The sequence below is a fragment of the Miniimonas sp. S16 genome, from assembly GCF_057748195.1.
Genome location: NZ_CM173242.1, coordinates 1,947,525 through 1,973,210, shown reverse-complemented (window position 1 = coordinate 1,973,210; position 25,686 = coordinate 1,947,525). Strand labels below are relative to the sequence as shown.

Here is a 25,686-nt window from a genome sequence, read left to right as displayed (position 1 = left end):
CACCGTGGCGCCCCGCAGGACGCAGCGGTGCGCCTTCGGGTTGCGACTGCTTCTTCGATCGTGCCACGCGATCTTCTTCCTGTCAGCGGATTGGCTTCGAGACGGGCCTCGTCGGGGCGCTCGGACGCGCGGTGACGGGCACTGGCCGCCCGACGTGGAACTTGACGGACCCTATCCGCGACGCGCAAGAGGTCGGTGAGACGGGGTTTGAAGCGCCCCAGGTTCTCTGCCGCTGCTATGCGGGTTGGAACTGCTCGGTGAGTGCAGCGTAGTGCGCGGCCTCGTACTCGGCGGGTGGGACGTTGCCGAGCGAGCCGTGCAGACGCCGGTTGTTGTACCACTCGACCCACGCGGCGGTCGCGAACTCGACGTCGGCGATGGTCTTGTAGGGGCCGGCGTGGAAGACGGTGGTGCGCACGCACTCGGCCTTGTACAGGCCGTTGATCGTCTCCATCAGGCCGTTGTCATACGCGTCGCCGACGGTCCCGATCGAGGGCCGGATGCCCTCGAGGGCGAGGTGCTCGGTTAGGCGCAGGCTCGTGTACTGAGACCCGGCATCCGAGTGATGGATCAACTCGCCCGGCACCGGCGGGTGCCCGTCGCGGTCACGCTGCCACAACGCGATCCGCAGCGGGACCATGACCAGGTCGGTGTGCTTGGACGTGGCCGCGTGCCAGGACACGATCTTCTGGGAGAACACGTCCACGATGAACGCGACGTAGACCCACCCGGCCCACGTGCGCACATACGTGAAGTCGGTGACCCACACCCGGTTCGGCGCGGCGGCGGTGAAGTCCCTGTTCAGCAGGTCGCCGGCCCGGATGCCGTCCTTGGCCGGGATCGTGGTGCGCACGTGCTTGTCACGGCGCACCCCGGCCAGCCCGAGCGCTCGCATCGCCCGGTCCACCGCGCCCGGCGAGGCGTCCGGCACGCTCGTGCGGCGCATCAGCGCGGTCATCTTGCGCCGCCCGTACAGGCCCTCGCCGGTCAGCCGACGCACACCCGCCTCGTCGGTGCGCCACGCCGCCGAGCGCACCGCGTCTTCGACCACGGCGTCGCTGATCGTGCGCGCCGCGACCCGCCGATGCGCACCGCGCCATGCCCGGTAGGTCCGCGCAGCCACCGGGCAGCCCTGCTCGCGCAGGACCCGGCAGACCGTCTCGACCGCGTGACCCTCGGCTCTCATGGTGTCGATGAACCCCATGATCAGCGGTTGCGGGGGTCGAACTCCCCGACGAAGAAAGACGTCGCGGCCTTCAGCACCGCCACGTCCTCGCGCAGCCGCTTGTTCTCCGCCTTCAACCGGCGGACCTCGGCCGACTCCTCGCTCGTCGTGCCCGGCCGGGTCCCGGCGTCGACCTCGTCCTGCGCGACCCACCGGCGCACCGACTCACGCGAGACGCCGAGCTGCTTGGCCACGGCGACCGACGCCGCCGTCACGTTCTGGTACTGCCCGGCGTGCTCTCGCACCAGACGCACCGCGCGCGCCTTGAGCTCGGGATCGATCTTCTTCGGCATGGTGGCCATCCTCCTGGACTCAAACAGGAGCGGCATCAAACCTCGGGCGCTTCAACCTGATCAGCACCACTCCCCCTGTTCTCGAGGCTGCGATCCGCTGGCTGACCGACCTCACCGGCTGGCGCGACCCCGTGAGTGGCGGGCTCGACAACCTACGGACCTGGACAAAGTTGACGGCGCCAACCAGAGGTGAGGTTCCGCTGGCACCATCGGGCACACGCCCACAGCCCGAACTCGATGCCTACGCGGCATCGATCCGGCTCGCCTCCTCGGCGCTCAACGCCAACTTCTACATGGGGGGACGCGCAGGCTCGCGATTCAACTGGGTGGGCGGCTGGTAGGTCGCTAGGCGGGGACACCAGGAAACGAAGCGGCGCCTGCGGGCGTCAGCCGCACAACAACACCGCCGGCAGGCGGCATCCTCTCGGTCACCGGATGGCTGTGCGCCGTGCGTTACGCAGCCAGCGGTAGTCCCATGTGTCACCCATGTGTCACACCACATGTATCTAGATGCTCCCGGGTGCCAAGATCGCTCTGGGGGTCACAACGTGCTTTTCGCATCGTCGCAGGTCAGAGCCCAAATCGAGGGCATTCCAGCCACTGGGGGCGAACCCAGGGCGTGTAGGCTCAACTCCCCCCTTGCGCACATCGACGAGAGGGCGGGTCCCGTCCGGGTCCCGCCCTCTCGTGCTTTCAGCGACGCGCTGCTCAGGCGGTGGCCAGCGCCGCGTCGAGCACGTCGGCACCGGTCTCGACGGCCGCCCCCGACTCCGCGACGCCCGCGAACTCCCTGCGTGCCGCGACGAACAGCACCGCGCCCAGCAGGAACACCACGAGCTCGGTGACCGTCATCGCCCAGATCACGCCGGTCATCCCGAACCACGCGTTGCCCAGGAGCACCACCGGCACGAACAGCACGCCCTGCGCGACCGACATGATCGCGGCGTCACGCATCTGCCCGGTCGCCTGGAACACCGCGATCACGAGCCCGGAGATCCCGTTGAACACCGTCGCCACGAGCATCGCGGTGAGGATCCGGGTGCCGTCCGCCAGCACGTCGGCGTCCGCGCTGAACAGCGCGAACACCTGCTCGCGGAAGAGCAGCACGAGCGTGGAGAACACGGCCGTGAAGCCGAGGATCGCCACGGCCGCGCCGGTGATCGCGCGACGCAGCCGCACGCCGTCGCCGGCTCCGTAGCCGTACGCGAACAGCGGGATCGCGCCGAGGAAGACACCCATGCAGATCATCTCGGGCAGCTGGGAGATCCGCAGTGCCACGCCCATCCCGGCCAGGAGCGCCGAGCCGTACCCGATCGCGACCCAGTTCATCACCACGGTGCTGACGACGAGGAATGAGGACTGCAGCAGCTCGGAGACGCCCACACCGAACACCGTGCGCAGCAGCTCCCGGTCCAGCCTGAGCCATCGCGGAGCGAGCGCGGCCGCCTCGCTGCGGCGGACCAACCACCACACGTAGTAGCCGGCCATCACGACGTTCGAGAGCCCGACGGCGATCCCCGCCCCGAGCACGCCCTGGTGCAGCACGAGGATGAAGAGGACGTCGAACGCGAAGTTCGCCGCCGTCGAGATCAGGACGCCCGTCATCGAGGAGACGGCGGCGCCCTCGGCGCGCACGAGCTGCTCGAGCGCGAAACTCGCGACCATCGCCGGCGCGAACGCGCACATCGCGGCGATGTACTGCGCCGTCGGGACGAGCGCATCGCCCGAGGCCCCGACCGCCGTCGCGATCGGCGTGGCGAGCACGAGCCCGACGACGCCGACCACCACGCCCGCAGCGACCGCCCCCCACAGGGTGAAGGCCGAGAGCTGCTTGATCCGCAGGGCGGTCTCGGCGGGTGAGCGCAGTGGGTCCGTGCCTCCCACAGGGTCCACGGCGTCCTCCGCGCCGATCAGGCGCGAGACGTACGTGCCGCCGCCGACGCCGAACACGCCGCCGACGGCCATGAGCACGGCGAACACCGGCATCGCGAGCGTCAGCGCCGCGAGCATCGGGGTCGAGTGGAGCGAGCCGACGAAGCCCGCGTTGACGATGTTGTAGACGGTGCCGACGGACAAGCCGGCGATCATCGGCACGCAGAGGTGCACGAGGGCGCGCCAGACGGGCGCCGTCGCGAGCGCCCGGCGGTTGCCGGAGGTGCTCCCGGACGCGGTCCCTTCGGACGCGTCGTCGGCGTTGGTGACAGCAGGAGTGGTGAGGTCAGCAGGCATGGCGGAGTCTCCGTTCACGAGACGGTGCGAGAGGGGAGTGGCCGGTCGGTCGGTCGCGGGCGACTCGTGGTCGCGCGCAGGCCGGGCACGACGGCGTGTCGCGCCTCGGCAGGCGCGTGGCGGTGGGGTGCAGCGGAGAGAGAGGACGGTGGAGAGAGAGCGGGTGGCGAGAGAGGGCGGGCGGCGAAGGAGCGACCCGACCGGCCGTGGACTACAGCGGTCGACGGCGAGGGTCGCCGGGCGGACCGCCAGGACGGCTGGGCACCTCGACGTTCTCGACCAGCCGCTCGAGGAGCGCCAGGAGCTGGTCCTGCTCAGCCTCGGACAGCGGCGCGTAGAACGCCTCGAAGGCCGCGCGCATCGCCTCGTCGAAGCCGGCGATGATCTGCTCGCCCTCGGGCGTGACGCGCACGACCTTGACGCGCGAGTCGTGCGGCGAGGACGTGCGGGTGATGAAGCCACGCGCCTCGAGCCCCTGCAGGAGGCTCGTGACGGAGGCCGGGGTGGTGCCAGTCCCGTGCGAGACTTGGCCCAGCGAGCGACGGAGCACGCCTCCACGCTCGGGGGGACCCGACGCAGTGACGGAGCACGCCGTGACCCAGGAGCAGACGGAGCATGCGAGGCCGGACGACGCCGGCGCGCGTGCCGATCTGATCCACGACCAGGCGCGCGGTCCGCGTTGGGCAGCCAGCCCCGGCGAGACGCCGCCCGTGGAGCAGGTCGCCGAGGTGGGCGGCCGGATCCAGGCCGAGGTGGCCCGCGTGCTGGTGGGCAAGGACGAGGTGGTGCGCCTCGCCGTCGTGTGTCTGCTGAGCGAGGGGCACCTGCTCATCGAGGACGTCCCGGGGACGGGCAAGACGTCGCTCGCCAAGGCGCTCGCGCTCGCGGTGGCCGCCGACGTCTCGCGCGTGCAGTTCACCCCCGACCTCATGCCGACCGACGTCACCGGCGGCAGCATCTACAACCGGCTGACCAGCGAGTTCGAGTTCCGCCCCGGGCCGATCTTCGCCAACATCGTGGTGGCCGACGAGATCAACCGCGCCTCGCCCAAGACCCAGTCGGCGCTGCTGGAGGCGATGGAGGAGCACCAGGTCTCGGTCGACGGGACCACGTACACGCTCGCGCGCCCGTTCCTCGTGCTGGCCACGCAGAACCCGGTCGAGATGGAGGGCACGTTCCCGCTGCCCGAGGCGCAGCGCGACCGGTTCCTCGCCCAGACGAGCATCGGCTACCCGGCCGCGGACGCCGAGCTGGAGATGCTCCTGGACCGTGACCAGGTCGACCCGCTCACGAGCGTCCGGCCGGTCACCGACGCCGCCGGCGTCCTGGCGATGGCGGCCGCGGTGCGCCGCGTGCACCTCGCGCCCCAGGTGCGCTCCTACCTCGTCGGCATCGTGCGGGCCACCCGCGGCCTGCCCGGCGTGCGGCTGGGGGCCTCGCCCCGCGCGGCGCTCCACCTCGCGCGCGCCGCGAAGGCCTCGGCGGCGCTCGCGGGCCGGCCCTACGTGGTGCCCGACGACGTCTCGGCGCTGGCCGTGCCGGTGCTCGCGCACCGGATGCTGCTGGGTCCGGCGACCCCGGGCTCGCCGCACCGCACCACGCACGAGCTGGTCTCCGCCCTCGTGAGCCGGGCCCAGGTGCCGCGTGGAACGCGCGGATGAGCGCGGCACCGTCCGCCGCGGGCTGACCGCTCGCGGCCGCTGGCTGCTGGCCGGAGGAGCCGCGACCGGCCTCGTGGCCCTCGTGCTCGACGAGCGCGACCTGCTGTTCGCCGCCGCGATCGGCGTGCTGCTGCCCGTGGTCGCCGTGCTCTTCACCGTGCGCCGGCCTCGCCTGGCCGTGCGCCTGTCGACGGCCAGCCCGGTGCTCCCGGTGGCCGGGGAGGGCACGGCCGACGTCCGCGTGGACAACGTGGGCCGCCTGCCCGGTCGCTCGCTCGAGCTGCGGCTGCCCCAGGCGCCGGGCCTGCTCGAGGAGCAGCGCCGCGCCGTGCCGCCCCTGCTCCCAGGGAGCGTGACGACGCTGCAGGTTCCGCTCGTCGGCGACCGCCGCGGTCGCTACGCGATCGGACCCGTGCTGCTGCGCTCGCACGACCCGTTCGGCCTGTGGGAGGACCGCCGCACCGTGCCCGGCACCCTCGAGGTGCTCGTCGTGCCCGAGGTCGTCGAGCTCGCGGGCCTGCCGCGCAGCGCGGCAGGACGGGGGAGCACGACGGCGAGCACCGGCACCACGCCGACCGGCGGTGCGCCCGACGTGGGTGTGCGGCCGTACCGGATCGGCGACGACGTGCGCACCATCCACTGGCGCGCGTCGGCCCGGCTCGCCGACGACGTCGTGGTGCGGACCGCACAGGTCCCCTCGCCCGCGACGGTGGCGCTCGTGCTGGACCACCGTCCCCGGGAACCGCGCACCGCGGGCGGCCTCGACGCGGCGGGCCTCGACGTCGCCGCGACCCTGGCCGCCTCGGTCGGCCTGCACCTCGCCGCAGCGGGCATCGAGGTGACGCTGACGGACCACACCGGCGCCGTGCTGCTCGAGCCGGAGGCGGTGCCGGGCACCCTGCAGGCACGCCTCGCGGACCTGGGGCGCACCGGCCACCAGTTCACCCCCGCCGTGCCCCACGCGCTCGACCTCGTGATCGCGATCGTGGGTCCGCTCACCGACGACGAGACCGCCGCCCTCGCGCGCGTGCGGCGCCGCGGTGCAACCGCGATGGCCCTCGTGCTGGACCCGCGCTCCTTCGTGCCGGCGCGGCTCGAGCACACCGTGCCGACCGCCGCGACGACGGCGCAGGCGTTGCGGGTCGCGGGCTGGCGGGTGGCCGTCGTCGACGTCACCGCCGCGCGCGGCCCCGGCGGCGCAGCCGAGATCGCCCTCGCGTGGCAGCACCTCACGCACCTCGGCATGCTGCGTGAGCCCACCGGGGGGCTCGACGGCGTGACACCCGTGCGCTCGGCCGTCCCCCGCACCGGGGTGGGCACGCGATGAGCGCGTCCACGTGGACGCCGCGGCCGCCGGCCAGCTCGCCGCCACCACCACCCCCACCGCCGCGTCGTGCGGTGCCCAGCCCTGGTCCCGGATCAGGCGCCGGGCCAGGTGCCGGAGCCGGTCCGGTCGGCTCCGGGCGCGCCGCGCAGCCGACCCGCTCGGCGTGGCCCGCCGTGCTCGGCGCCGTCACCCTGCTGACCTCGGCCGCCGGCTTCGGCGCGCTGCTCCAGGGCGGGTCGTGGTGGCCCGCGGCCGTGCTCACCGTCACCGCGGTGACCGTCGTCGAGGAGGTGTGCCGGGCGCGAGGCCCGCGCGTCGTCGTCGCCGTCGTCGCTCAGGTCGCCGCGCTCGCGCTCATGCTGTCGTTCGTCTCCGGCGTGACGACGCCCGCGGGGGCGGGCGCCCTGCTGGAGGCCGCGGGCGAGCACATCCGGACCTCGGTCGCGCCCGCGCCCGTCGTCCCCGCGCTGACCGCGCTCGTCGCGGGTGCGCTCGGCCTGCTCGCGATCGTGGTGAGCCACCTCGCCGTGCGCGCGCCCGCCCTCGTGGCGCTCCCCGCCCTCGGCGCGGTGCTCGTGGCGGCGACCTTCGCCGTCGGGCCCCTGCCCTGGTACGCCCTCGCGCTGCCGGCGGCGAGCTACCTGCTGCTGCTCGCCGTCGGGCGTCCGCGCTCAGGTGCCGCCGCCCGTGGCGGCGGGACGGCCGGCGCGGACCGGGTGGCCGGCACGGTCGCGATCGGCGCGCTGACGGTGGCCGCGGCGCTCACCGTGACCGGCGCGGCGACGGGCGTGGGCACCACGGGGCGGTTGGACCGCGTCGCGTACGAGGGACCGTCGCTGCTGACCAACCTCACCGGCGACCTCCTGCGCGGCTCCGACGCGCCGCTCCTGCGGGTGACCGGCCAGTCCGCGCCGGGTTACGTGCGCACCGCCGCGCTCACGGTCTGGACCGACGGCGTGGGCTGGTCGATGGGCGACGTCGAGAACGACCTGCAGCCGGAGGCCTCGCCCGCCGGGGTGCAGGGCGACGTGCAGGTGGACGCCGAGACGGGGGACGTGATCGCGTTCGACGGCGAGCAGCAGCCCACGGCGTACGACGAGGAGGCGCAGGTCGAGTCGCTCGGGTACACCGGGACGTTCCTGCCCGTGCGCGAGGGCACGGTCAACGTGGCGACCGACGAGCCGTGGTCCTACGACGCCGACCTGCGCGCCTGGCACCGCGCCGAGGCTACGAACCCGGGCGCGTACACGATCCGGGTCGACACCCGCGTCCCCAGCGAGGCCGAGCTGGACGCCGACACCGTGACCGCGGGCGGTCCGCTGACGGAGGTCGGGGACCTGGACCGCGCGGTGTTCCGGACCGCCGTCGACCACACCAAGGACGCGACGAGCCCGTACGCCAAGGCGGTGGCGCTGCAGCAGTGGTTCACCGATCCCGCCAACGGCTTTCGCTACAGCCTCACGGTGCCCGCCGGCAGCACCGGCGACCCGCTGCTGGACTTCCTCGCCGAGCGGCAGGGGTACTGCCAGCAGTTCGCTTCCGCGATGGCCGTGATGCTGCGCTCGCTCGACATCCCCGCGCGCGTCGTGGTCGGCTTCGGCGCGGGCACCGTGCAGTCCGACGGCTCGGTGGTCATCTCGAGCCACGACGCGCACGCATGGGTCGAGGTCCTGTTCGACGGCGCCGGCTGGGTCGCGTTCGACCCCACCCCGGCGGCGGCCGGTCAGGCCCCGCAGACCGTCGACGGCGCCCCCGTGCTCCCCGTCCCCGGGTCGACGGCGCAGGCGGGTAACCCGGACGACCTCGAGATCCCGGGCGGCGCGCAGCCGGTCGACCCCGCGAACCCGGTGGGCGGCTCCGAGGCGACCGCCGGGACGGACGTCGACACGGCGGCCGAGGTCGCCCAGGCGCAGGAGGCGGCCCGCTGGCGCGCGCTCGGGGTCGTCCTGCTCGCGCTCCTCGGCGGGGCGGCACTGGTGCTCGGCCCCGCGGGCGTGCGGTGGTGGCGGCGCCGGACGCGGCTGCGCCGCGCAGCGCGCGGCGGACCCGGCGCGGTCGAGGACGTCTGGGCCGAGCTGAGCGACCTCGCCGTCGACCACGGGGAGCCGCTCGACGACACCGCCAGCGTGCGCGGCGTGGCCGCGCTGCTCTCGCGCCGGGCGCGGCTGGACCGGGACGGGCGCGCGCGGATGGCGGCCCTCGTGCGCGCCAGCGAGCGCGCCTGGTACGGCGGGGCGGCCGGGGCGGCCGAGGAGGCCGGGGCGGCCGGGGCGGCCGGGGCGGCCGGGGCGGGCGGTCCGCCGCTCGTCGCCGACGCCCCCACGGCGGGCGGCGCCGACCCGCGCGAGCTCGTGCTCGCCGTCGGGCAGGTGCGTCAGGGACTGGACCGCTACGAACCGATCGGGCTGGGCGCGCGGTGGCTGCCGCGGTCGCTGCGGTCGGACGTCGCGCGGCGCGCGCGCGTCCGCCGAGCCGAGGGTGACCCGACTCACGCCGCCGATCCGCCTGCGCGGGTGGTCACCCGCTGACGCCTCGACTAGCCTTGAAGGCGCTTCCGCGACGACGCCCCGCGCTCGTCAGGCGGGACCCCGCGTGGAGTCGGACCGCACCCGGTCCGGTGTCTCTGCCCCTCCGCTACGAAACGGCGTGATCCCACCGCCACATCCGCGTGCCACCAGTCGGCGGGCATGCCCGCACCCTCCGCCCCGACCGCCGCGTCGACGCCGAGGGAATGCCGGTCCCGACCACTCGTGCTGGCGCTCGCCACATGCCTTCGCGTGCCGTCAGCGCACTCGCGTGCGCACCCGAGAGAACCTTCCACCCTCCTCACCTGAGAGCCTTGCCATGCCCTTTGCCTTCCTGCTCCTGCTCGCCCTCGTGCTCGTCGTCGTCGTGACCGGTGTCGCCCTGCTCGGGCTCGCCTTCGTCGCCCGCCTGGAGCTGCGGCCCCGCGCACGTCGTGCGGCCGACCCGCAGCTCAGCTGACCCGTCCGCCGGAAACCCCGGCGCCCGACGGCGAACGGCGCCACCCGAGGGGTGGCGCCGTTCACCGTTCGTGCGTGGTGCGTCGGAGATGCGTCAGTGGTGCGGGCCTCGCGTCGGGCTCCCGTGGGCCTGGTGTGCGACTGCGCTCAGCGACCCCGGCGCACCGTGTCCCACACGCCGAGCAGGTACTGGATGCCCAGCGCGCGGTCGTAGAGCCCGTACCCGGGGCGCGGCTTGTTCGTCGTGTTCTCGTCCCACAGGTGCCGCCCGTGGTCCGGCCGGATGTAGCCGGTGTAGTCGGCCTCGGCGTACGCCGCCATGATGCCGACCGTGTCGACGTCGCCCTCGCACGCGCGGTGGCCGACCTCGGTGAAGTCGCCGTTCGGGAAGTGCTTGATGTTGCGCACGTGCGAGAAGTGGATGCGGTCCATGAACGTGCGCACCGCGCCGACCGCGTCGTTGGCCGGGTTCGCCGAGAACGAGCCGAGGCACAGCGTGAGGCCGTTGTACGGGCTGTCGTTGAGCGACAGGATCGTCGCGAGGTCCTCCTTGGTGGACACCACACGCGGCCAGCCGAAGATGTCGAAGGGCGGGTCGTCCGGGTGGACGCCCATCTTCACGTCGTACTCCTCGCAGGTGGGGATGATCGCGTCGAGGAAGTACTTGTAGTTGCGGTACATGTCCTCGTGCGTGACGCCCTCGTAGGCGGCGTTGAGCTCGCTGAAGCTCGCAAGACGCTCGGGCTCCCAGCCCGGCAGCGTGAGCCCGCCGGAGTTCTTCTCCATGTCGGCGATGAGGGACTCGGGCGACATCTGGTCGACCACGGCCTTCTCGTAGTACAGCGCCGTGGAGCCGTCGGGGAGCGGGTGCCACAGGTCGGTGCGCAGCCAGTCGAAGACCGGCATGAAGTTGTAGCAGACGACCTTGACGCCCGCCCGGCCCAGGCGCTCCAGCGTGGTGACGTAGTTCTCGATCGCCTCGTCGCGGCTGAGGCCCAGGACCGTCTTGCCGAGCTTGATCGACTCGTGCACGTTGACCGACTCCACGACGTCGGCGTCGAGCGTGCGGGTGACCCCGCGGGCGGCCGCCTCGGCCGAGATGCCGGTGATCCGGGCCATCTCGGCCTCGATCTCCGCGGTCTCCCAGACCTCGCCGGCCTGCTTGTGGTGGAGGCTCCAGACGATCGTCTCGACCCCCGGGATCTGGCGGATCTGGTCGAGGGCGACGGTGTCGTTGCCCTCCCCGTACCAGCGGAAACCCATCTTCATCGGTGTCTCTCCTCGACTCTGCTGCTCTGCCGCGACAGCGCGGCGGTGGGGTGTGGTGGTGGTGGGGTGTGGTGGGGGTGGGTGGCGCGCGGCCGGGCGCTCAGAGCAGGCCGTCGCCCGCCTGGGTCAGATTGCGAACGTGTGCGAGTACGGCGTCGACGAGCCGGTCGTCGGTGCCCGCGTCCCCCGGCAGGAGGCCGGGCGTTGCGACGAGCGCGCGCGCCACGTCCTCGGGCCGGTCCTCACCGACCTCGTGCACGGTCGCGGTGAGCCGCTCGGCGCCGGCCGGGTCGCCCAGGTCCACGCCGTCGCGCACCGCACGCCGCACGAACTCGCTCCACGCCGCGAGGCCGTACGCCACGCCGTCGGGCACGCGTCCCTGCTCGAGGTTCCACGCGACGGCCTCGCCCCAGCGGAACGGGATCTTCTGGGTCCCGTCGGTGGAGACCTGGCGCGTGGTGTGGCCGGTGGCCGGGTTGGCGAACCGGACGAGCAGCTCCTCGCCGTAGGCGAGCAGGTCGGCGCCCGCGGGCGGGGTCAGGGTGGGCAGCGCGTCGTCGACCATGAAAGCGCGCGCGTGGCTCGCGATCGCGGGATCGGTGACCGCCTCGGCGAGCGTGGCGTGGCCGGCCAGCCGGCCGGCGTAGGCGAGCACGGAGTGGGTCCCGTTCAGCAGGCGGAGCTTGGCGTTCTCCCACGGCACGACGTCGGGCACCAGCTCCGCGCCGACGCGCTCCCAGGCGGGGCGCGGACCGGCGAAGCGGTCCTCGATCACCCACTGGCGGAACGGCTCGGCGACGATCCCGGCCTCGTCGCGGGCGCCGATCGCGGCCGCGACCTGGTCGAGCACGTCCGGTGTCGCCGCGGGCGTGATCCGGTCGACCATCGAGCCGGGGAACGTGGTCGACTCCTCGAGGTAGCTGCGCAGCGCGGCGCCGGCCTCGCCCGGCAGGGCCGCGTCGACGAGCTCGTCGACCACGCCGCGCAGCACGCGGCCGTTCTCGGGCATGTTGTCGCACGAGAGCACCGTGACCGGCGCCCCGCCGGCCCGACGGCGAGCGGCCAGTCCGCGGACGAGCAGCCCCATCGCGGTCGTCGCCGGTGCGGCGGCCGACACGTCGGCGTCGCCCGCGGCCTCCTCCGCGGCGAGCAGCGCGATGTCGGCGGCGGCCTGCTCGACGTCGAGGCGGCCGTCCGGCCGGCGCGCGTAGCCCTTCTCCGTCACGGTCAGCGTGACGACGTGCGTGGTGGGCGCGGCGATCGCGGCGAGCAGGCGCGGCGTCTCCTCGCCCGGGTAGGCGACGTCGACGACGGATCCGACGACCCGGGCGCTGCGCACGGTGTGCCCGTGCTCGTCGAGGCCGACCGTGAGCACGGTGTAGAGGCCGTCCTGCGGGCGGACCGCGTCGCGCACCTGGGGCGAGCGCTCGACGTCGCCGAGGATGCCCCAGCTCAGGTTGCCGGTCTCGGCCATCGCGTCCTCGGTGTAGATCGCCTGGTGGGCGCGGTGGAACGCGCCCCAGCCGAGGTGCACGATCCCGACGCCCGTCGGGCGGACCCGCGGGCCGCTCGCCTCGGGGGCGATCGGGGTGGAGCGGGTGAGGCGCGGCAGGTCGGGGGTGGGCGTGGTCATCGTGCTCCTGGGGTCGGTTCGGCGGGTGCTGGTGAGGTGGTGGGCGCCGGGACGAGCCGGCTGAGCGGGGGAGCCGTGGAGTCGCGCTGGACGAGCCAGCTCGGCAGCAGGACGAGCTCGCCGGGGGCGTCGGGCCGCTCGATGCGGTCCAGCAGGAGGTCGGTGGCGCGCCGGCCGACCTCGGTGACGTCGCCGTGCACGCTCGTGAGCGCCGGGGTGACGAGGGTCGTGAGGTAGGTGTCGTCGAACCCGGCGACGGACAGGTCGTGCGGCACGCGCAGGCCCAGGGCGATCACGCGGCGCATGAGCCCGACGGCGACCGTGTCGTTGAAGGCGAGCGCCGCCGTCGCGCCGGAGGCGATGACGACGCCCGCGGCGGCCGAGCCGCCCTCGACCGTGGGCGGGTACGGACCGAGGACGTGGACCTCGAGCTCGGGGTGGCGCTCGGCGACCGCCTGCAGCGCGTCACGTCGCCGCGCGTCCGACCACGACGTCGTGGGCCCCGCCACGTAGGCGATGCTGCGGTGCCCGAGGGACCGCAGGTGCTCGAGCGCCGCGACCGCTCCGGCGACGTCGTCGAGCGCGACCGAGGGGGCGGCGTCGAGCGCGTGGTTGACGAAGACCGCGGGGTGCGCGCCGAGCACGTCGGTGTCGCGGATGAGGGCGCGCGGGGAGCACAGCAGGACGCCGTCGGTCTGGCCGACGAGCCCGCGCAGCAGGTCGACCTCGGCCGCCGGGTCCTCCTCGGAGTCCGCGACGAACACGGCGACGCCGTGGCTGCGGGCGCGCTGACTCACGCCGCGGGCCACGACGGCGAAGTACGGGTTGGTGAGGTCGGGCACCAGGAGCCCGATCGCGTTGGTCCGTCCGGCTCGCAGGCCGCGCGCGGCGCGGTTCGGCGTGTAGCCGAGGGCGTCGGCCGCCGCGAGGACGCGGTCGCGGGTCGCGGCGGCGACCCGGTCGGGATCCGCGAGGGCACGGGAGACCGTGGCGATGGAGACGCCGGCGGCACCGGCGACGTCCTTGATCGTGACCATCGATGGCCTCCCTTCGTTGAAAACGTTAACAAGCGGAATGGGGAAGGTGGAAGTGGTTGCCGCGAAGTTGCCACACCGATCGGTCCTCATCCGCACACGCGGGCGGGAGCCGTGGGGCACGGGCGGCAGACGGCCTGCTGTAAACGTTATCCGGACGAGGGGGCGCGCCACTGCGGACTTCGGCACCGGGGCGCGGGAGACTGGAGCCGTGCCGGACCAGCCGCGAGACGCCCGTGACCCCGCCGAGGCGCGCGACGGCGTAGGTGACGACGCCGCGGACGGCGCGCTCGCCGTCGGGCACGCGGACCTCACCGCACTGCGACGCTGGCCCGACGTCGAGGCGCCCGACCTCGTGGCCGTCGACGCCGCCGACCGGCTGCTCCTCGTCGAGGCGGCCGGCCCGCTCGCGGCGCTGGCCGCCGCACCCGGCGGCCTCACGGCGTCGGACGTCGTGGTGGTCGGCGACCACTACGGCGCGCTCACGCTCGGGCTGCTGACCGGCGCCGTGGGGATCCGGCCGCCCCGCGTGCGCGTGCACCAGGACTCGCTGCTGTCCGAGCAGGCGCTGGTGGCGAACGCGGGCCGGCTCGGCGTCGCGCTCGCGGACGAGCGCGGCGACGTCGTCGCGCACCACGGCCTCGAGCCGGCGCTCGTGGCCGGCGCCCGGCTGGTCCTCGTCGCCCTGCCGCGCTCGCTCGCGGCGCTCGAGGAGATCGCGCAGGTCGTCGCCGCCGCGGCCGGGCCGGACGTGCTCCTCCTGGCCAGCGCCCGCGTCAAGCACATGACGCGCACCCAGAACGTGGTGCTCGGGCGCTCGTTCGCCGAGGTCGGCGCGTCGCTCGCGCACGGCAAGGCCCGGGTGCTGCGCGCGCGGGGACCGCACCCCGCGGCCGCTCGGACGTACCCGCTCGCCCGGCGCCTGCCGGAGCTCGACCTCGACGTCGTCGCGCACGGTGCGGCGTTCGCGGGCGCCGCGCTCGACGTCGGGACGCGCTACCTCCTGCAGTTCGTGCCGCAGATGGCGCCGGACGCCGTCGACGTGGTGGACCTCGGCTGCGGGACGGGCGTGCTCGCGGCGATGCTCGCCCGCTCCCGCCCGCAGGCGCGCGTGCTCGCGCTCGACGTCTCGGCCGCGGCCGTGGACTCGGCGCGCGCCACCGCCGCGGCCAACGGCCTCGCGCCGCGGATCGAGGTCCGCCGCGCGGACGGCCTGCGCTGCCTGCCGCCCGCGAGCGTCGACCTCGTGGTGTGCAACCCGCCGTTCCACGTCGGCAGCGCCGTGGTGCCCGACGTCGCGCTGCGGCTCCTCGCGAACGCCCGCACCGTGCTGCGACCGGGCGGGGAGCTGTGGACGGTGTACAACTCGCGGCTGGCGCACGCGGCCGCGCTGCGCCGGCTCGTCGGACCGACCCGCGTGATGGGCGACAACGGCGCCTTCACGGTCGCGCGCACCGTGCTGCGGCCGGCGCCGGTCCCGGTGCGAGACTGACGCCCGTGCTGCTCGCGAACGCCCGCCTCGTGGGGCGGCCCGACCTCGTCGACGTCCTCCTGGTCGACGGCCGGGTGGCGCGCATCGCGCCCGCTCCTGCGTCTCCCGCGGGCGTCTGCGCGGCCCCCGACGGCGAGCACGTCGACCTCGACGGCCGTCACCTTCTCCCGGGGTTCTGGGACGCCCACGTGCACCTGCTCCAGCAGGCGCTCGCGGCACGCCGGCTCGACGTCGCGTCCGCGCGCTCCGCCCGCGAGGCGGCCGACCTCGTCGCGGCCCGGGTGCGGCGGGATCCGCCGCGGCCGGGCGAGGTCGTCGTCGGGTTCGGGTTCCGCGCGGTGGGCTGGCCGGACCAGCCGACGGCGGCGCTGCTGGACGCCGCGGGCGGCGGCGCGCCCGTCGCGCTGACGAGCGGCGACCTGCACTCCGGCTGGTTCTCGACCGCCGCGCTCGCGCGCCTCGGCCTCACGGCCGACGCCAGCGGCCTCGTCCGCGAGGACGACTTCTTCCCCGTGGCGGGCGCGCTCGACGGCGGCACCCCGGCCGAGCGCGACGCCTGGGTCCGCGCCGCCGCCGCGCAGGCCGCCACCCGCGGCGTCGTCGGCGTCGTGGACATGGAGGCCGCGGACCCGCGCGAGTGGACGCGGCGGCTCGGCGGCGGGCCCGGCGAGGGCCCCGACGTCACGCGGTTCCCGATCCGGGTCGAGGCGGCGGTGTGGCCGCAGGACGTCGAGGCGGTGCTCGCGGCCGGGCTGCGCCCGGGTGACGCGCTCGCGGGGGCGCGGGACGCCGTCGGGCACGCGCTGGTGCGGCTCGGGCCGCTCAAGGTGATCTCCGACGGCTCGCTCAACACGCGCACGGCGTACTGCCACGACGCCTACCCGGGCGGGGGGCGCGGGACGCTCAACGTGGGGCCGGGTGAGCTCGCGCCGCTGCTCGCCCGGGCGCACGGGGCCGGGCTGCGGTGCGCGGTGCACGCGATCGGCGACGCCGCGGCGGCGCTCGCGCTCGACGCGTTCGCGGCGACGGGCGCCGCCGGCAGCCTCGAGCACGCGCAGCTGCTCGCGACCACCGACCTCACCCGGCTGGCGGCGCTCGGCCTGGTCGCGAGCGTGCAGCCGGCGCACCTGCTCGACGACCGCGACGTGGCGGAGGAGCTCTGGCCGGGCCGCACGGCGCGCGCCTACCGGTTCGCCGACCTGCTGGTGGCCGGGGTGCGGCTCGCGCTCGGTTCGGACGCGCCGGTGGCTGCGCTCGACCCGCTGCTCGCCGTCGCCGCGGCCGTGCGCCGGACCGGCGACGCGCGGCCGCCGTGGCATCCCGAGCAGCGCATCGGGGCCGTCGCGGCGCTGCTGGCCTCGACGGGCGGGTGCGGCGTGCGGCCGTCTGTGGGACAGGTCGCGGACCTCGTGGTGCTCGACGGCGACCCCGTCGCCTGGGCGAGTGAGTCGACGGCGGGGGGTCGCCCACGAGCTCTGGGCGTCGCAGGCACGCTGCTCGCGGGGGAGTGGACGCACCGATCGCTGTGAGGCGGCGTGGAGCCGCGTCGTGCGGCGGCGTGCGTGAACCGCACGTTTCGAGCCGGCCGCCGCGGGCCCTGCGGCGTGCCGCAACGTTTACCGGAGCGTCACCGGGCCGTCGCCCGGCCGGTTCCGACGGTCCCTAGCGTGGGCGCCATGACACGACACGAAAGGGCCGCAACGACGACGGCCGACGCCCAGGCGGCACCGGCCGCCCCGACCACGACGCTCACGCTCGTGCGTCACGGTCAGACCTACCTCAACGCCCGCCGCCTCATGCAGGGCTCGTGCGACTCCCCGCTCACGCGGACGGGCCGCCTCGGCGTGCAGTCGACGGCCCGCCACCTCGAGCCGCACTCCTTCCACGCCGCGTACTCCTCGCCGCAGGGCCGCGCGGTGATGACCGCGGTCGAGATCGTCCGTCGCCACGAGGGTCTGCGGCTGCGCACGCACGAGGGCCTGCGCGAGGTCTCGTTCGGGATCTACGAGCGCCGCCCCGAGCACGAGCTCGACCGGCACGAACCGTGGTCGCGCCTGGTCCCGGCGATGCTCGCCGGCACGCACCCGGGCCTGCCGAACGGGGAGTCGGGCGCGGACTACATGGCGCGCGTGCGGCGTGCCTTCACCGAGATCGTCGCGGCCCACCCGGGCGAGGACGTGCTCGTCGTCGGGCACGGCGTGACGCTCGGCGCGTACCTCTCGCTCGTGGGCCACGACGGGCTCGCCGCCCTGCCGAACGCATCGGTCTCGCGCGTGGCGGTGTCCGACGGCGTGGCCCGGATCCTCGAGGTCGGCACCGACGTGGCGGGACACGGGTCGCTCGCGGCGCGGCCCGCACCGGCCCCGGACGAGGTCGCTCCGGTGGCGGCGCCCCTCGCGCACGCCGAGCCGATCCCGGCCTGAGGCTGAGCCGGCGCACGGGAACACGCCGCCCTCGCCCGGGCGTTGCTGACGTGTGAGCCCGCTGCCCCGTCTCTCCTGCCCGACCACAGCACGTGGCCGGACGAACCGCGAACCGAGCCGGCGCCGTCGTGCCGTCGCCCTGCCGCTGGCCCTCCTGCTCGCGGCCGGAGCGCTCGGCTCGTGCTCGGTCGTCTCCGACGCCGCGCAGACCGCCGCGTGCGCCGCGGTGACGCCCGTGGCGCAGTCGGTCGGGGACCGGCTCGACGAGCTCGTCGCCGACATCGCCGTGGACCCGCAGGGTGCGGTGACCGGGCTGACGCAGCTGCGGGACAACACGGCCACGGCCGTGTCCGGCGTCGACGGGCGGCTCGGTGATGCGGGCGCGAGCCTCGTGTCCGCGCTCGACGGGCTCGTCGCGCTGGCCCAGCAGGCGGCCGACGGCGCCACGGTCACCCCGGCGGAGACGGCCGATCTGCGCGCGCAGACCGAGGCGGCGCTCACCTCGCTCGTCGGGGAGTGCCCCGACGCGTAGCGCCGCACCCACGTGCCCCTCGCTCCGGGCCGGATGTCAGTGGTCGGTGAGAACCTGAGTGCATGGCTGGTCTGCGGGGTGTGCCGGTGGTCCGGGACGTGGTCCCGGGCGCCTCTCGCGGTGCGCGACACGCCGAGCCGGCGCGCGTCGCGAACGACTTCGCGGAGTGTTGCGGGCGGCTCCGGCCGCGTCGTCCCGAGCGCGGTGCACACGCGGTCCACATCTGTGTCCACAGCCCGTGGACGGCGTCGAGGCGCCCTTCCGGGCCCGGTGGTGCGGGTCCCGCGGTCCCGCGTGCCGAGGGCCGTGGACTGTCCACACGCCTGGGGGTGGAGCCCTCGCACAGGGGTGGACGGACGTCGAGCACCGACACGCCGAGACACGACATCTGGTGGTGCCTGGCCCCTCCGACCACTAGGTGTAGTGTTCAGAGCCCGGGCAGCACCACACCCGGACCCGAACGACACGTGTGTAACTACACGCGTGGGCACGTCAGAACGAGACCGGCAACCAAGCCCGAGCGTCAGGGGAGAACGTGAGCATCACCGTCTTCAGCAAGCCGAACTGCGTCCAGTGCTCGGCCACGTACCGCGCGCTCGACAAGCACGGCCTGAGCTACGAGGTCGTCGATCTCAGCATTGACGCCGAGGCGCTCGAGTCGGTCAAGGCGCTCGGCTACCAGCAGGCGCCGGTCGTGCTCGCCAACGGTGACCACTGGGCCGGCTTCCGCCCGGACAAGATCAAGGCGCTCGCCGCCGCCGCGGTTCCGGCGGCGGAGGTCGTCGGGGCCTGACCCCGGCGTCGCCGTCGGCACCCGCTCTCGGCAACGGCACCCCCGCACCACACCGCACGGCAGGACCCACCTCGTCATCGTCCCGCGCACCGCTGAGGAGGAGCACATGGCACGTCTCGTGTACTTCTCCTCGGTCTCGGAGAACACGCACCGGTTCGTCGAGCGGCTCGGCCTTCCGGCGCACCGCATCCCGGTCCGGCGGACCGACCCGCCGCTGCACGCGGACGAGGAGTACGTGCTCCTCCTGCCCACGTACGGCGGCGGGAACGGCGAGCGGGGTGCGGTTCCCCGGCAGGTGATCGCCTTCCTCAACGACGAGGGGAACCGCGCCCTGCTGCGCGGGGTGATCGCGGCCGGCAACACGAACTTCGGCGAGGCCTTCTGCCGCGCCGGCGACATCGTGGCCGCGAAGTGCGGCGTCCCCTACCTCTACCGCTTCGAGCTTCTCGGAACCGACCAGGACGTGACTCGCGTCCGCGAAGGATTGGCACAGTTTTGGCAACAACGCTCGCAGATCCCGGCCTGACCGGCGCGCAGGTCCTCCACCACGACCCGCGGTTCGAGGGCATGGACTACCACGCCCTCAACGCGATGCTCAACCTGTACGGCCCGGACGGTCGGCTCCAGCTGGACGCCGACCACGCCGCCGCGCGGCAGTACTTCCTGCAGCACGTCAACCAGAACACCGTCTTCTTCCACGACCTCGACGAGAAGCTCGAGTACCTGGTCGAGGAGGGCTACTACGAGCCCGAGGTGCTCGAGCAGTACTCGCGGGAGTTCCTCCACCGCATCTGGGACCTGGCCTACGCCAAGAAGTTCCGGTTCTCCACGTTCCTCGGCGCGTTCAAGTACTACACGTCGTACACGCTCAAGACGTTCGACGGGAAGCGCTACCTCGAGCGCTTCGAGGACCGCGTCGTCATGGTCGCCCTCGCCCTCGCGGCTGGCGACGAGCGGCTCGCCGAGCACGTCGTCGAGGAGGTCATCTCGGGCCGTTTCCAGCCCGCGACGCCGACCTTCCTCAACGCGGGCAAGCAGCAGCGCGGCGAGCTCGTCTCGTGCTTCCTGCTGCGCATCGAGGACAACATGGAGTCGATCGCGCGCGGGATCAACTCGGCGCTGCAGCTGTCCAAGCGCGGCGGCGGCGTGGCGCTCCTGCTGAGCAACATCCGCGAGCACGGCGCCCCGATCAAGAAGATCGAGAACCAGTCCTCCGGCGTCATCCCCGTGATGAAGCTGCTCGAGGACTCCTTCTCCTACGCCAACCAGCTCGGGGCCCGCCAGGGCGCCGGCGCGGTGTACCTCAGCGCGCACCACCCGGACATCCTGCGGTTCCTCGACACCAAGCGGGAGAACGCGGACGAGAAGATCCGCATCAAGACGCTCTCGCTCGGCGTCGTCATCCCGGACATCACGTTCGAGCTCGCGAAGAAGAACGAGGACATGTACCTGTTCTCGCCGTACGACGTCGAGCGCGTCTACGGTGTGCCGTTCTCCGAGATCTCCGTGACCGAGAAGTACCACGAGATGGTCGACGACGGCCGGATCCGCAAGACCAAGATCAAGGCACGCGAGTTCTTCCAGCTGCTCGCCGAGATCCAGTTCGAGTCCGGCTACCCGTACATCGTGTTCGAGGACACGGTGAACGCCGCCAATCCCATCGCGGGCCGCGTCACGATGAGCAACCTGTGCTCGGAGATCCTCCAGGTCTCGACCGCCTCGACGTTCCGGGACGACCTGTCCTACGAGCACATCGGGCGGGACATCTCCTGCAACCTCGGCTCGCTCAACATCGCCAAGGCCATGGACTCCCCGGACTTCGGCCGCACGATCGAGACCGCGATCCGCTCGCTGACCTCCGTCTCGGACCAGACGCACATCCGGTCGGTCCCGTCGGTCGAGCGGGGCAACGAGGCGTCGCACTCCATCGGCCTCGGGCAGATGAACCTGCACGGCTACCTCGCCCGCGAGCGGATCCACTACGGCAGCGAGGAGGGCGTGGACTTCACCAACATCTACTTCTACACGGTGACGTACCACGCGCTGCGCGCCTCCAACCGCCTGGCCATCGAGCGCGGCACCGCGTTCGAGGGGTTCGCCGACTCGGCCTACGCGAGCGGGGAGTACTTCACGAAGTACACCGAGCGCACGTGGGAGCCGGCCACCGAGCGAGTGCGCCAGGTGTTCGCCGACGCCGGCATCGCGATCCCGACCCTGCAGGACTGGCGCGAGCTGCAGGCGCAGGTCCAGGCGCACGGGATCTACAACGCGTACCTGCAGGCGGTTCCGCCGACCGGCTCGATCTCCTACATCAACCACTCGACGAGCTCGATCCACCCGATCGTGGCCCCGATCGAGATCCGCAAGGAGGGCAAGATCGGCCGGGTCTACTACCCGGCGCCCTACCTGAGCGACGAGAACATGGAGTACTACAAGGACGCGTACGAGATCGGCTACGAGAAGATCATCGACACGTACGCCGCCGCGACGCAGCACGTGGACCAGGGCCTGTCCCTGACGCTGTTCTTCAAGGACACCGCCACCACGCGGGACGTCAACAGGGCCCAGATCTACGCCTGGCGCAAGGGCATCAAGACGCTCTACTACATCCGGCTGCGCCAGGCTGCGCTCGAGGGCACCGAGGTCGAGGGCTGCGTCTCGTGCACCCTGTGACGCTGCGCTGAGACCCGACCCACCGACCCCGCGAGACGAAGGAACGACGAACGTGATCAGCGAGAAGCTCAAGCTGGTGAGCCGGGTCCAGGCGATCAACTGGAACCGGATCGAGGACGACAAGGACCTCGAGGTGTGGGACCGCCTCGTGGGCAACTTCTGGCTGCCCGAGAAGGTGCCGGTCTCCAACGACATCCCGTCGTGGGGCACCCTCACCGCGCAGGAGCAGGAGCTCACGATGCGCGTGTTCACGGGGCTCACGCTGCTGGACACGATCCAGGGCACGGTCGGTGCGGTGAGCCTCATCCCGGACGCGCTCACCCCGCACGAGGAGGCCGTCTACACGAACATCGCGTTCATGGAGTCGGTGCACGCCAAGAGCTACAGCTCGATCTTCTCCACGCTGTGCTCCACGCGTGAGATCGACGAGGCGTTCCGCTGGTCGGAGGAGAACGAGAACCTCCAGCGCAAGGCCGAGATCGTCATGAAGTACTACCGGGGGGACGAGCCGCTCAAGCGCAAGGTCGCCTCGACCCTGCTGGAGTCGTTCCTCTTCTACTCGGGCTTCTACCTGCCGATGTACTGGTCCAGCCGCGCGAAGCTCACCAACACGGCCGATGTCATCCGCCTCATCATCCGCGACGAGGCCGTGCACGGGTACTACATCGGGTACAAGTTCCAGAAGGGCCTGCAGCTCGTCGACCAGGCCAAGCGGGACGAGATCCAGGAGTACACCTACGACCTGCTCACCGAGCTCTACGAGAACGAGGAGCAGTACACGGAGGACCTCTACGACGGCGTCGGGCTCACCGAGGACGTCAAGATGTTTCTGCGCTACAACGCGAACAAGGCCCTCATGAACCTGGGCTACGACGCGCTGTTCCCGAAGGACCAGACCGACGTGAACCCGGCGATCCTCTCGGCCCTCGCGCCGAACGCCGACGAGAACCACGACTTCTTCTCGGGCTCGGGCTCCTCGTACGTGATCGGCAAGGCCGTCACGACCGAGGACGACGACTGGGACTTCTGACCCGCCGTCGCCCCGCGATCGACCAGCACCGCACAGGACCGCCGCACCCTCCCGGGTGCGGCGGTCCTGCCGTTCTCGGGACGAGCGCCCGCGTGGGGCGCGGATGTCGTACGGCAGGCGCAGACTGAGCCCGACACGGGTCGAGACGAGCGAGGGAGACGGCGATGACCTTGACCGACGAGCTTCTCGAGCAGCACACCTGGCACTGGGACCACCAGCTGCGGCCCCGGCTGGAAGGGCTGACGGACGCCGAGTACCTGTGGCCGCCGGTCGCGGACTCTTGGACGGTCCGCCCGCGCGGCGAGCACGGCCCGTGGGGCACGATCGGCTCGGGCTCGGGCGTCGTCGACTTCGAGGTGCCTGAACCCGTCCCCGCCCCGGTCACCACCATCGCCTGGCGCCTGGCCCACCTCGTGGTCGGCGTCTTCGGCGACCGCAACGCGCGGTACTTCGGTGGCCCCGAGATCAGCTACGACTCCTACGACTACCCGCTCACGGCCGCCGCATCGCTCGCCGACCTCGACGCCGGCGAGGCCCGCTGGCGCGCCGGCGTGGCAGCACTCGACGACGTCGCGCTGGCGGAGCCCTGCCGCGAGCCGGGCCACGAGGACTCCTCCATGGCCGGGCTCGTGCTGCACATCCACCGCGAGGTCATCCACCACGGCGCCGAGATCGCGCTGCTGCGCGACCTGTATCTCCGACAGGGGTGAGACGTACGACGGCGGGCCCGCCGCGTGCTCAGCGCCGTGGCGGCGCGGTGCTCTCGCGCACGATGAGGTTCGCCGGGACGACCCGCCGTGTGGCTTCCGCGGGAGCCGCCTCGCCAGAGGGCCCGCCAGGCACCAGCCGGCCGGCCCCGCGCCGGCGCACCTGCGCGATCAGCATCTCGACCAGCGCCTCGCCCATCGCCGCGAAGTCCTGCTCGACCGTGGTGAGCGGAGGCTGCAGGTAGGCCGACAGCGGGATGTTGTCGAACCCGATGACCGACACGTCGCCCGGCACCGACAGGCCGGCGCGGGTGAGCGCGAGCAGGAGCCCCGCCGCCATCTCGTCGTTGGCGCTGAAGACCGCGGTGATCGGCTCGCCGTCGTGGATGCGCGCGACGAGCTCGGTTCCCGCGCGGTAGCCGGACGCGGGGGTCCAGTCGCCAGTGGTGAGCGGGGGGACCTGGCGCCCGTGCGCCTCGAGCGCCGCGACCCAGCCGGTCCGGCGCACCTGGGCGGGGTTCGACGTCGGGGGCCCGCCGACGTGGTGCACCGTGACGTGCCCGAGGCCGAGCAGGTGCTCGACGGCGGCCGCCGTGCCCGCGAGCTGGTCCGCGCCGACGGTGGCGTGCTCGCCGACGAACCGTGCGTCGGACACCACGAGCGGCAGGGTGTCCGGCACGCGCAGGTGCACGGGCGTCTCGGTCTCGTGCCGCAGCACGATGAGGCCGTCGATGAGCTGGTTCTGCAGGCGGGCGACGGCGGCCTCGACGTCGGAGTCGCCGGCGTGCTCGACGTCGACGAGCGTCACGGCGTACCCGTGCCGGCGTGCCGCGGCGACGATCGCCTCCACGCTGCGCGACTCCCCGGTCCGGGAGATCTGGTGGACGATGACGCCGAACGTGCCGAACGTGCCCGAGCGCAGTGCACGCGCCGCGGCGTTCGGGGCGTACCCGACGGCGCACATAGCCTCGAGCACCACGGCCCGCGTCTCGGGACGCACCTGGGTCGAGCCGGTCGAGACGCGGGACACCGTCTGTGTCGAGACGCCGGCGAGGCGTGCGACGTCGGCGAGCGACGGCGCGCGGCCGGCAGCGGCGCCGGTGCGAGAAGGGGAGCGGTCGTTCGCGGCACGGGCGGGCATCGGAGCTCCTCCTCTGCCCACTGCGGGGCGGTGACGACATCGTTACCGTTTCGAGACGTGTGTCCCGGCGATCCCATGATAACGTCACCATCGGTCGGCTGTTGACGTCAACATGACGCCCCGCCGGCCGGCCAGCGCAGGTCCGTGGTGAGGAGACGAGGATGTCGAGCGTGGTCGCCGAGCGGCCCGGCCAGGTGCGAAAGGTCAGGCGACGGTTGACGGGACTGTGGTTCACGGTCCCGTTCCTCCTGGTCTTCGTGTTCGTGTTCATCGCCCCGCTGGCGTACACGATCTGGCTGAGCCTGTTCCAGACGAAGCTGATCGGAGGCACGTCCTTCGTCGGTGCGGACAACTTCGTCGCCGTGTTCCAGGACCCGAAGTTCTGGGAGGGCCTGGGCCGCGTGAGCCTGTTCCTCCTCGTGCAGGTCCCGGTGATGCTGGCGATGGCGCTGGTCGCCGCCCTGGTGATCGACTCGGCCCGGCTGCACGGGATCCGGTTCTTCCGGATCGCGATGTTCCTGCCCTACGCGGTGCCCAGCGTCGCGGCGGTGCTCATGTGGGGCTTCATGTACGGCGAGCGGTTCGGCCTGGTCGGCAACCTCAACGGTTGGCTAGGCACCGACTTCTCGGTGCTCTCCCAGCAGTGGCTGCTCGTGGGCATCGGCAACATCGTGACCTGGTCGTTCATGGGCTACAACATGCTGATCCTGTACTCCTCGCTCAAGGCGATCTCGCCCGAGCTGTACGAGGCGGCCGCGCTCGACGGCGCCGGTCAGCTCCGCATCGTGCGGAACATCAAGCTGCCCGCGGTCCAGGGCTCCATCGTGGTGGCGGTGATCTTCTCGATCATCGGCTCGTTCCAGCTGTTCAACGAGCCGAACATCATGCAGAAGCTCGTCCCGAACCTCATCTCGACCTACTACACGCCGAACATGTACGCGTACAACCTGTCCTTCACCGGGCAGCAGGTGAACTACGCGGCGGCGCTGGCCATCATCATGGGCGTCGTCACGGCGGTCATCGCCTACGTCGTCCAGCTCCGCGGGAACCGGGAGGCCCTCAAGTGAGCGGCGACGTGAGCACCCACGCCGGCACGACGGCGAGCACCACCTCCGCGGGGACGCTCGCCTCGCCGTCGGGCACCAGGACCACGGGCGCGAGTCGAGCGAAGGGACGTCAGGGCGTGGCCCCGGGCTACGAGCACCTGCGCCCGGACCGGCACATCCACCGGTCGGTCGCC

General features: G+C 73.1%; 21 protein-coding genes. 14 read left to right on the top strand and 7 right to left on the bottom strand.

Translation table 11 applies throughout. The annotated features are described in order from the left end of the window. Window positions 1–235: 235 nt before the first annotated feature. The 3 genes from AC3AQ1_RS08575 to AC3AQ1_RS08565 form a co-directional block, all read right to left on the bottom strand. Window positions 236–1,518, bottom strand: a protein-coding gene (locus tag AC3AQ1_RS08575; protein ID WP_108720097.1) for an IS3 family transposase whose coding sequence is annotated in 2 segments (ribosomal slippage) — window positions 236–1,245 and window positions 1,245–1,518 — 1,284 coding nt in all. Because the reading frame shifts where the segments join, the coding sequence is not laid out codon by codon here. Between the two features lie 708 nt (window positions 1,519–2,226). Beyond that, on the bottom strand, window positions 2,227–3,747 hold the full coding sequence (locus AC3AQ1_RS08570) for an MATE family efflux transporter (RefSeq protein WP_108718641.1): 1,521 nt from the start codon (window positions 3,745–3,747) through the stop codon (window positions 2,227–2,229). A gap of 211 nt (window positions 3,748–3,958) precedes the next feature. Then, complete coding sequence (locus AC3AQ1_RS08565) at window positions 3,959–4,297, bottom strand: MarR family winged helix-turn-helix transcriptional regulator (RefSeq protein ID WP_159096459.1); 339 nt, start codon at window positions 4,295–4,297, stop codon at window positions 3,959–3,961. A 43-nt stretch (window positions 4,298–4,340) separates the two neighbouring features. Here AC3AQ1_RS08565 and AC3AQ1_RS08560 point away from each other — a divergent pair, with 43 nt between their 5' ends. The 4 genes from AC3AQ1_RS08560 to AC3AQ1_RS08545 all read left to right on the top strand — a co-directional run bounded on the left by AC3AQ1_RS08560 (window position 4,341) and on the right by AC3AQ1_RS08545 (window position 9,720). Continuing rightward, window positions 4,341–5,408, top strand: coding sequence for an AAA family ATPase (locus AC3AQ1_RS08560; protein ID WP_234417432.1), 1,068 nt, complete (start codon window positions 4,341–4,343; stop codon window positions 5,406–5,408). Further along, window positions 5,392–6,735, top strand: coding sequence for a DUF58 domain-containing protein (locus tag AC3AQ1_RS08555; RefSeq protein ID WP_108718640.1), 1,344 nt, complete (start codon window positions 5,392–5,394; stop codon window positions 6,733–6,735). The genes AC3AQ1_RS08560 and AC3AQ1_RS08555 overlap by 17 nt, the downstream gene beginning before the upstream one ends. 71 nt (window positions 6,736–6,806) lie before the next feature. Then, a complete protein-coding gene (locus AC3AQ1_RS08550) occupies window positions 6,807–9,263 on the top strand; it encodes a transglutaminase TgpA family protein (protein WP_159096458.1) in 2,457 nt (818 codons plus the stop codon). 316 nt (window positions 9,264–9,579) lie between these two features. Further along, window positions 9,580–9,720 carry a hypothetical protein gene (locus AC3AQ1_RS08545; protein WP_159096457.1) on the top strand — a complete coding sequence of 47 codons (141 nt, stop codon included), beginning with the start codon at window positions 9,580–9,582 and terminating at the stop codon, window positions 9,718–9,720. A 146-nt stretch (window positions 9,721–9,866) separates the two neighbouring features. Here the strand turns inward: AC3AQ1_RS08545 and uxuA are convergent, their stop codons facing one another. From uxuA to AC3AQ1_RS08530, 3 genes are all read right to left on the bottom strand, one after another. Further along, complete coding sequence (uxuA, locus tag AC3AQ1_RS08540) at window positions 9,867–10,988, bottom strand: mannonate dehydratase (protein ID WP_108718638.1); 1,122 nt, start codon at window positions 10,986–10,988, stop codon at window positions 9,867–9,869. Window positions 10,989–11,088: 100 nt separating this feature from the next. Then, the gene (locus tag AC3AQ1_RS08535) at window positions 11,089–12,621 is read right to left on the bottom strand and encodes a mannitol dehydrogenase family protein (RefSeq protein WP_108718637.1); all 1,533 of its coding nucleotides are present in this window, start codon (window positions 12,619–12,621) and stop codon (window positions 11,089–11,091) included. Continuing rightward, complete coding sequence (locus tag AC3AQ1_RS08530) at window positions 12,618–13,658, bottom strand: LacI family DNA-binding transcriptional regulator (RefSeq protein ID WP_108718636.1); 1,041 nt, start codon at window positions 13,656–13,658, stop codon at window positions 12,618–12,620. The genes AC3AQ1_RS08535 and AC3AQ1_RS08530 overlap by 4 nt, the downstream gene beginning before the upstream one ends. Window positions 13,659–13,866: 208 nt before the next feature. Here AC3AQ1_RS08530 and AC3AQ1_RS08525 point away from each other — a divergent pair, with 208 nt between their 5' ends. The 9 genes from AC3AQ1_RS08525 to AC3AQ1_RS08485 all read left to right on the top strand — a co-directional run bounded on the left by AC3AQ1_RS08525 (window position 13,867) and on the right by AC3AQ1_RS08485 (window position 23,308). After that, a complete protein-coding gene (locus AC3AQ1_RS08525) occupies window positions 13,867–15,147 on the top strand; it encodes a class I SAM-dependent methyltransferase (protein ID WP_370445266.1) in 1,281 nt (426 codons plus the stop codon). Between the two features lie 5 nt (window positions 15,148–15,152). After that, window positions 15,153–16,676 carry an amidohydrolase gene (locus tag AC3AQ1_RS08520; RefSeq protein ID WP_234417431.1) on the top strand — a complete coding sequence of 508 codons (1,524 nt, stop codon included), beginning with the start codon at window positions 15,153–15,155 and terminating at the stop codon, window positions 16,674–16,676. Between the two features lie 147 nt (window positions 16,677–16,823). Then, window positions 16,824–17,570 carry a histidine phosphatase family protein gene (locus tag AC3AQ1_RS08515; protein ID WP_108718634.1) on the top strand — a complete coding sequence of 249 codons (747 nt, stop codon included), beginning with the start codon at window positions 16,824–16,826 and terminating at the stop codon, window positions 17,568–17,570. A 52-nt stretch (window positions 17,571–17,622) separates the two neighbouring features. After that, window positions 17,623–18,102, top strand: coding sequence for a hypothetical protein (locus AC3AQ1_RS08510; RefSeq protein WP_108718633.1), 480 nt, complete (start codon window positions 17,623–17,625; stop codon window positions 18,100–18,102). A 535-nt stretch (window positions 18,103–18,637) separates the two neighbouring features. Next, window positions 18,638–18,895, top strand: a complete 258-nt coding sequence (gene nrdH / locus AC3AQ1_RS08505; protein WP_108718632.1) for a glutaredoxin-like protein NrdH — start codon at window positions 18,638–18,640, stop codon at window positions 18,893–18,895. Between the two features lie 106 nt (window positions 18,896–19,001). Further along, window positions 19,002–19,421: a class Ib ribonucleoside-diphosphate reductase assembly flavoprotein NrdI gene (gene nrdI, locus AC3AQ1_RS08500; RefSeq protein ID WP_108718631.1), complete on the top strand. Its 420-nt coding sequence runs from the start codon at window positions 19,002–19,004 to the stop codon at window positions 19,419–19,421. 41 nt (window positions 19,422–19,462) lie between these two features. Then, the gene (gene nrdE / locus AC3AQ1_RS08495) at window positions 19,463–21,568 is read left to right on the top strand and encodes a class 1b ribonucleoside-diphosphate reductase subunit alpha (protein WP_108718630.1); all 2,106 of its coding nucleotides are present in this window, start codon (window positions 19,463–19,465) and stop codon (window positions 21,566–21,568) included. Between the two features lie 55 nt (window positions 21,569–21,623). After that, complete coding sequence (nrdF, locus tag AC3AQ1_RS08490; RefSeq protein WP_108720093.1) at window positions 21,624–22,598, top strand: class 1b ribonucleoside-diphosphate reductase subunit beta; 975 nt, start codon at window positions 21,624–21,626, stop codon at window positions 22,596–22,598. 164 nt (window positions 22,599–22,762) lie between these two features. After that, the gene (locus AC3AQ1_RS08485; protein ID WP_108718629.1) at window positions 22,763–23,308 is read left to right on the top strand and encodes a DinB family protein; all 546 of its coding nucleotides are present in this window, start codon (window positions 22,763–22,765) and stop codon (window positions 23,306–23,308) included. 28 nt (window positions 23,309–23,336) lie between these two features. Here the strand turns inward: AC3AQ1_RS08485 and AC3AQ1_RS08480 are convergent, their stop codons facing one another. After that, a complete protein-coding gene (locus tag AC3AQ1_RS08480) occupies window positions 23,337–24,446 on the bottom strand; it encodes a LacI family DNA-binding transcriptional regulator (RefSeq protein ID WP_108718628.1) in 1,110 nt (369 codons plus the stop codon). 161 nt (window positions 24,447–24,607) lie between these two features. Between AC3AQ1_RS08480 and AC3AQ1_RS08475 the strand changes: the two genes are divergently transcribed. After that, entirely contained in the window at window positions 24,608–25,513 is a 906-nt protein-coding gene (locus AC3AQ1_RS08475; RefSeq protein ID WP_108718627.1) for a carbohydrate ABC transporter permease, read from the top strand. The last annotated feature ends 173 nt before the right edge of the window (window positions 25,514–25,686 follow it).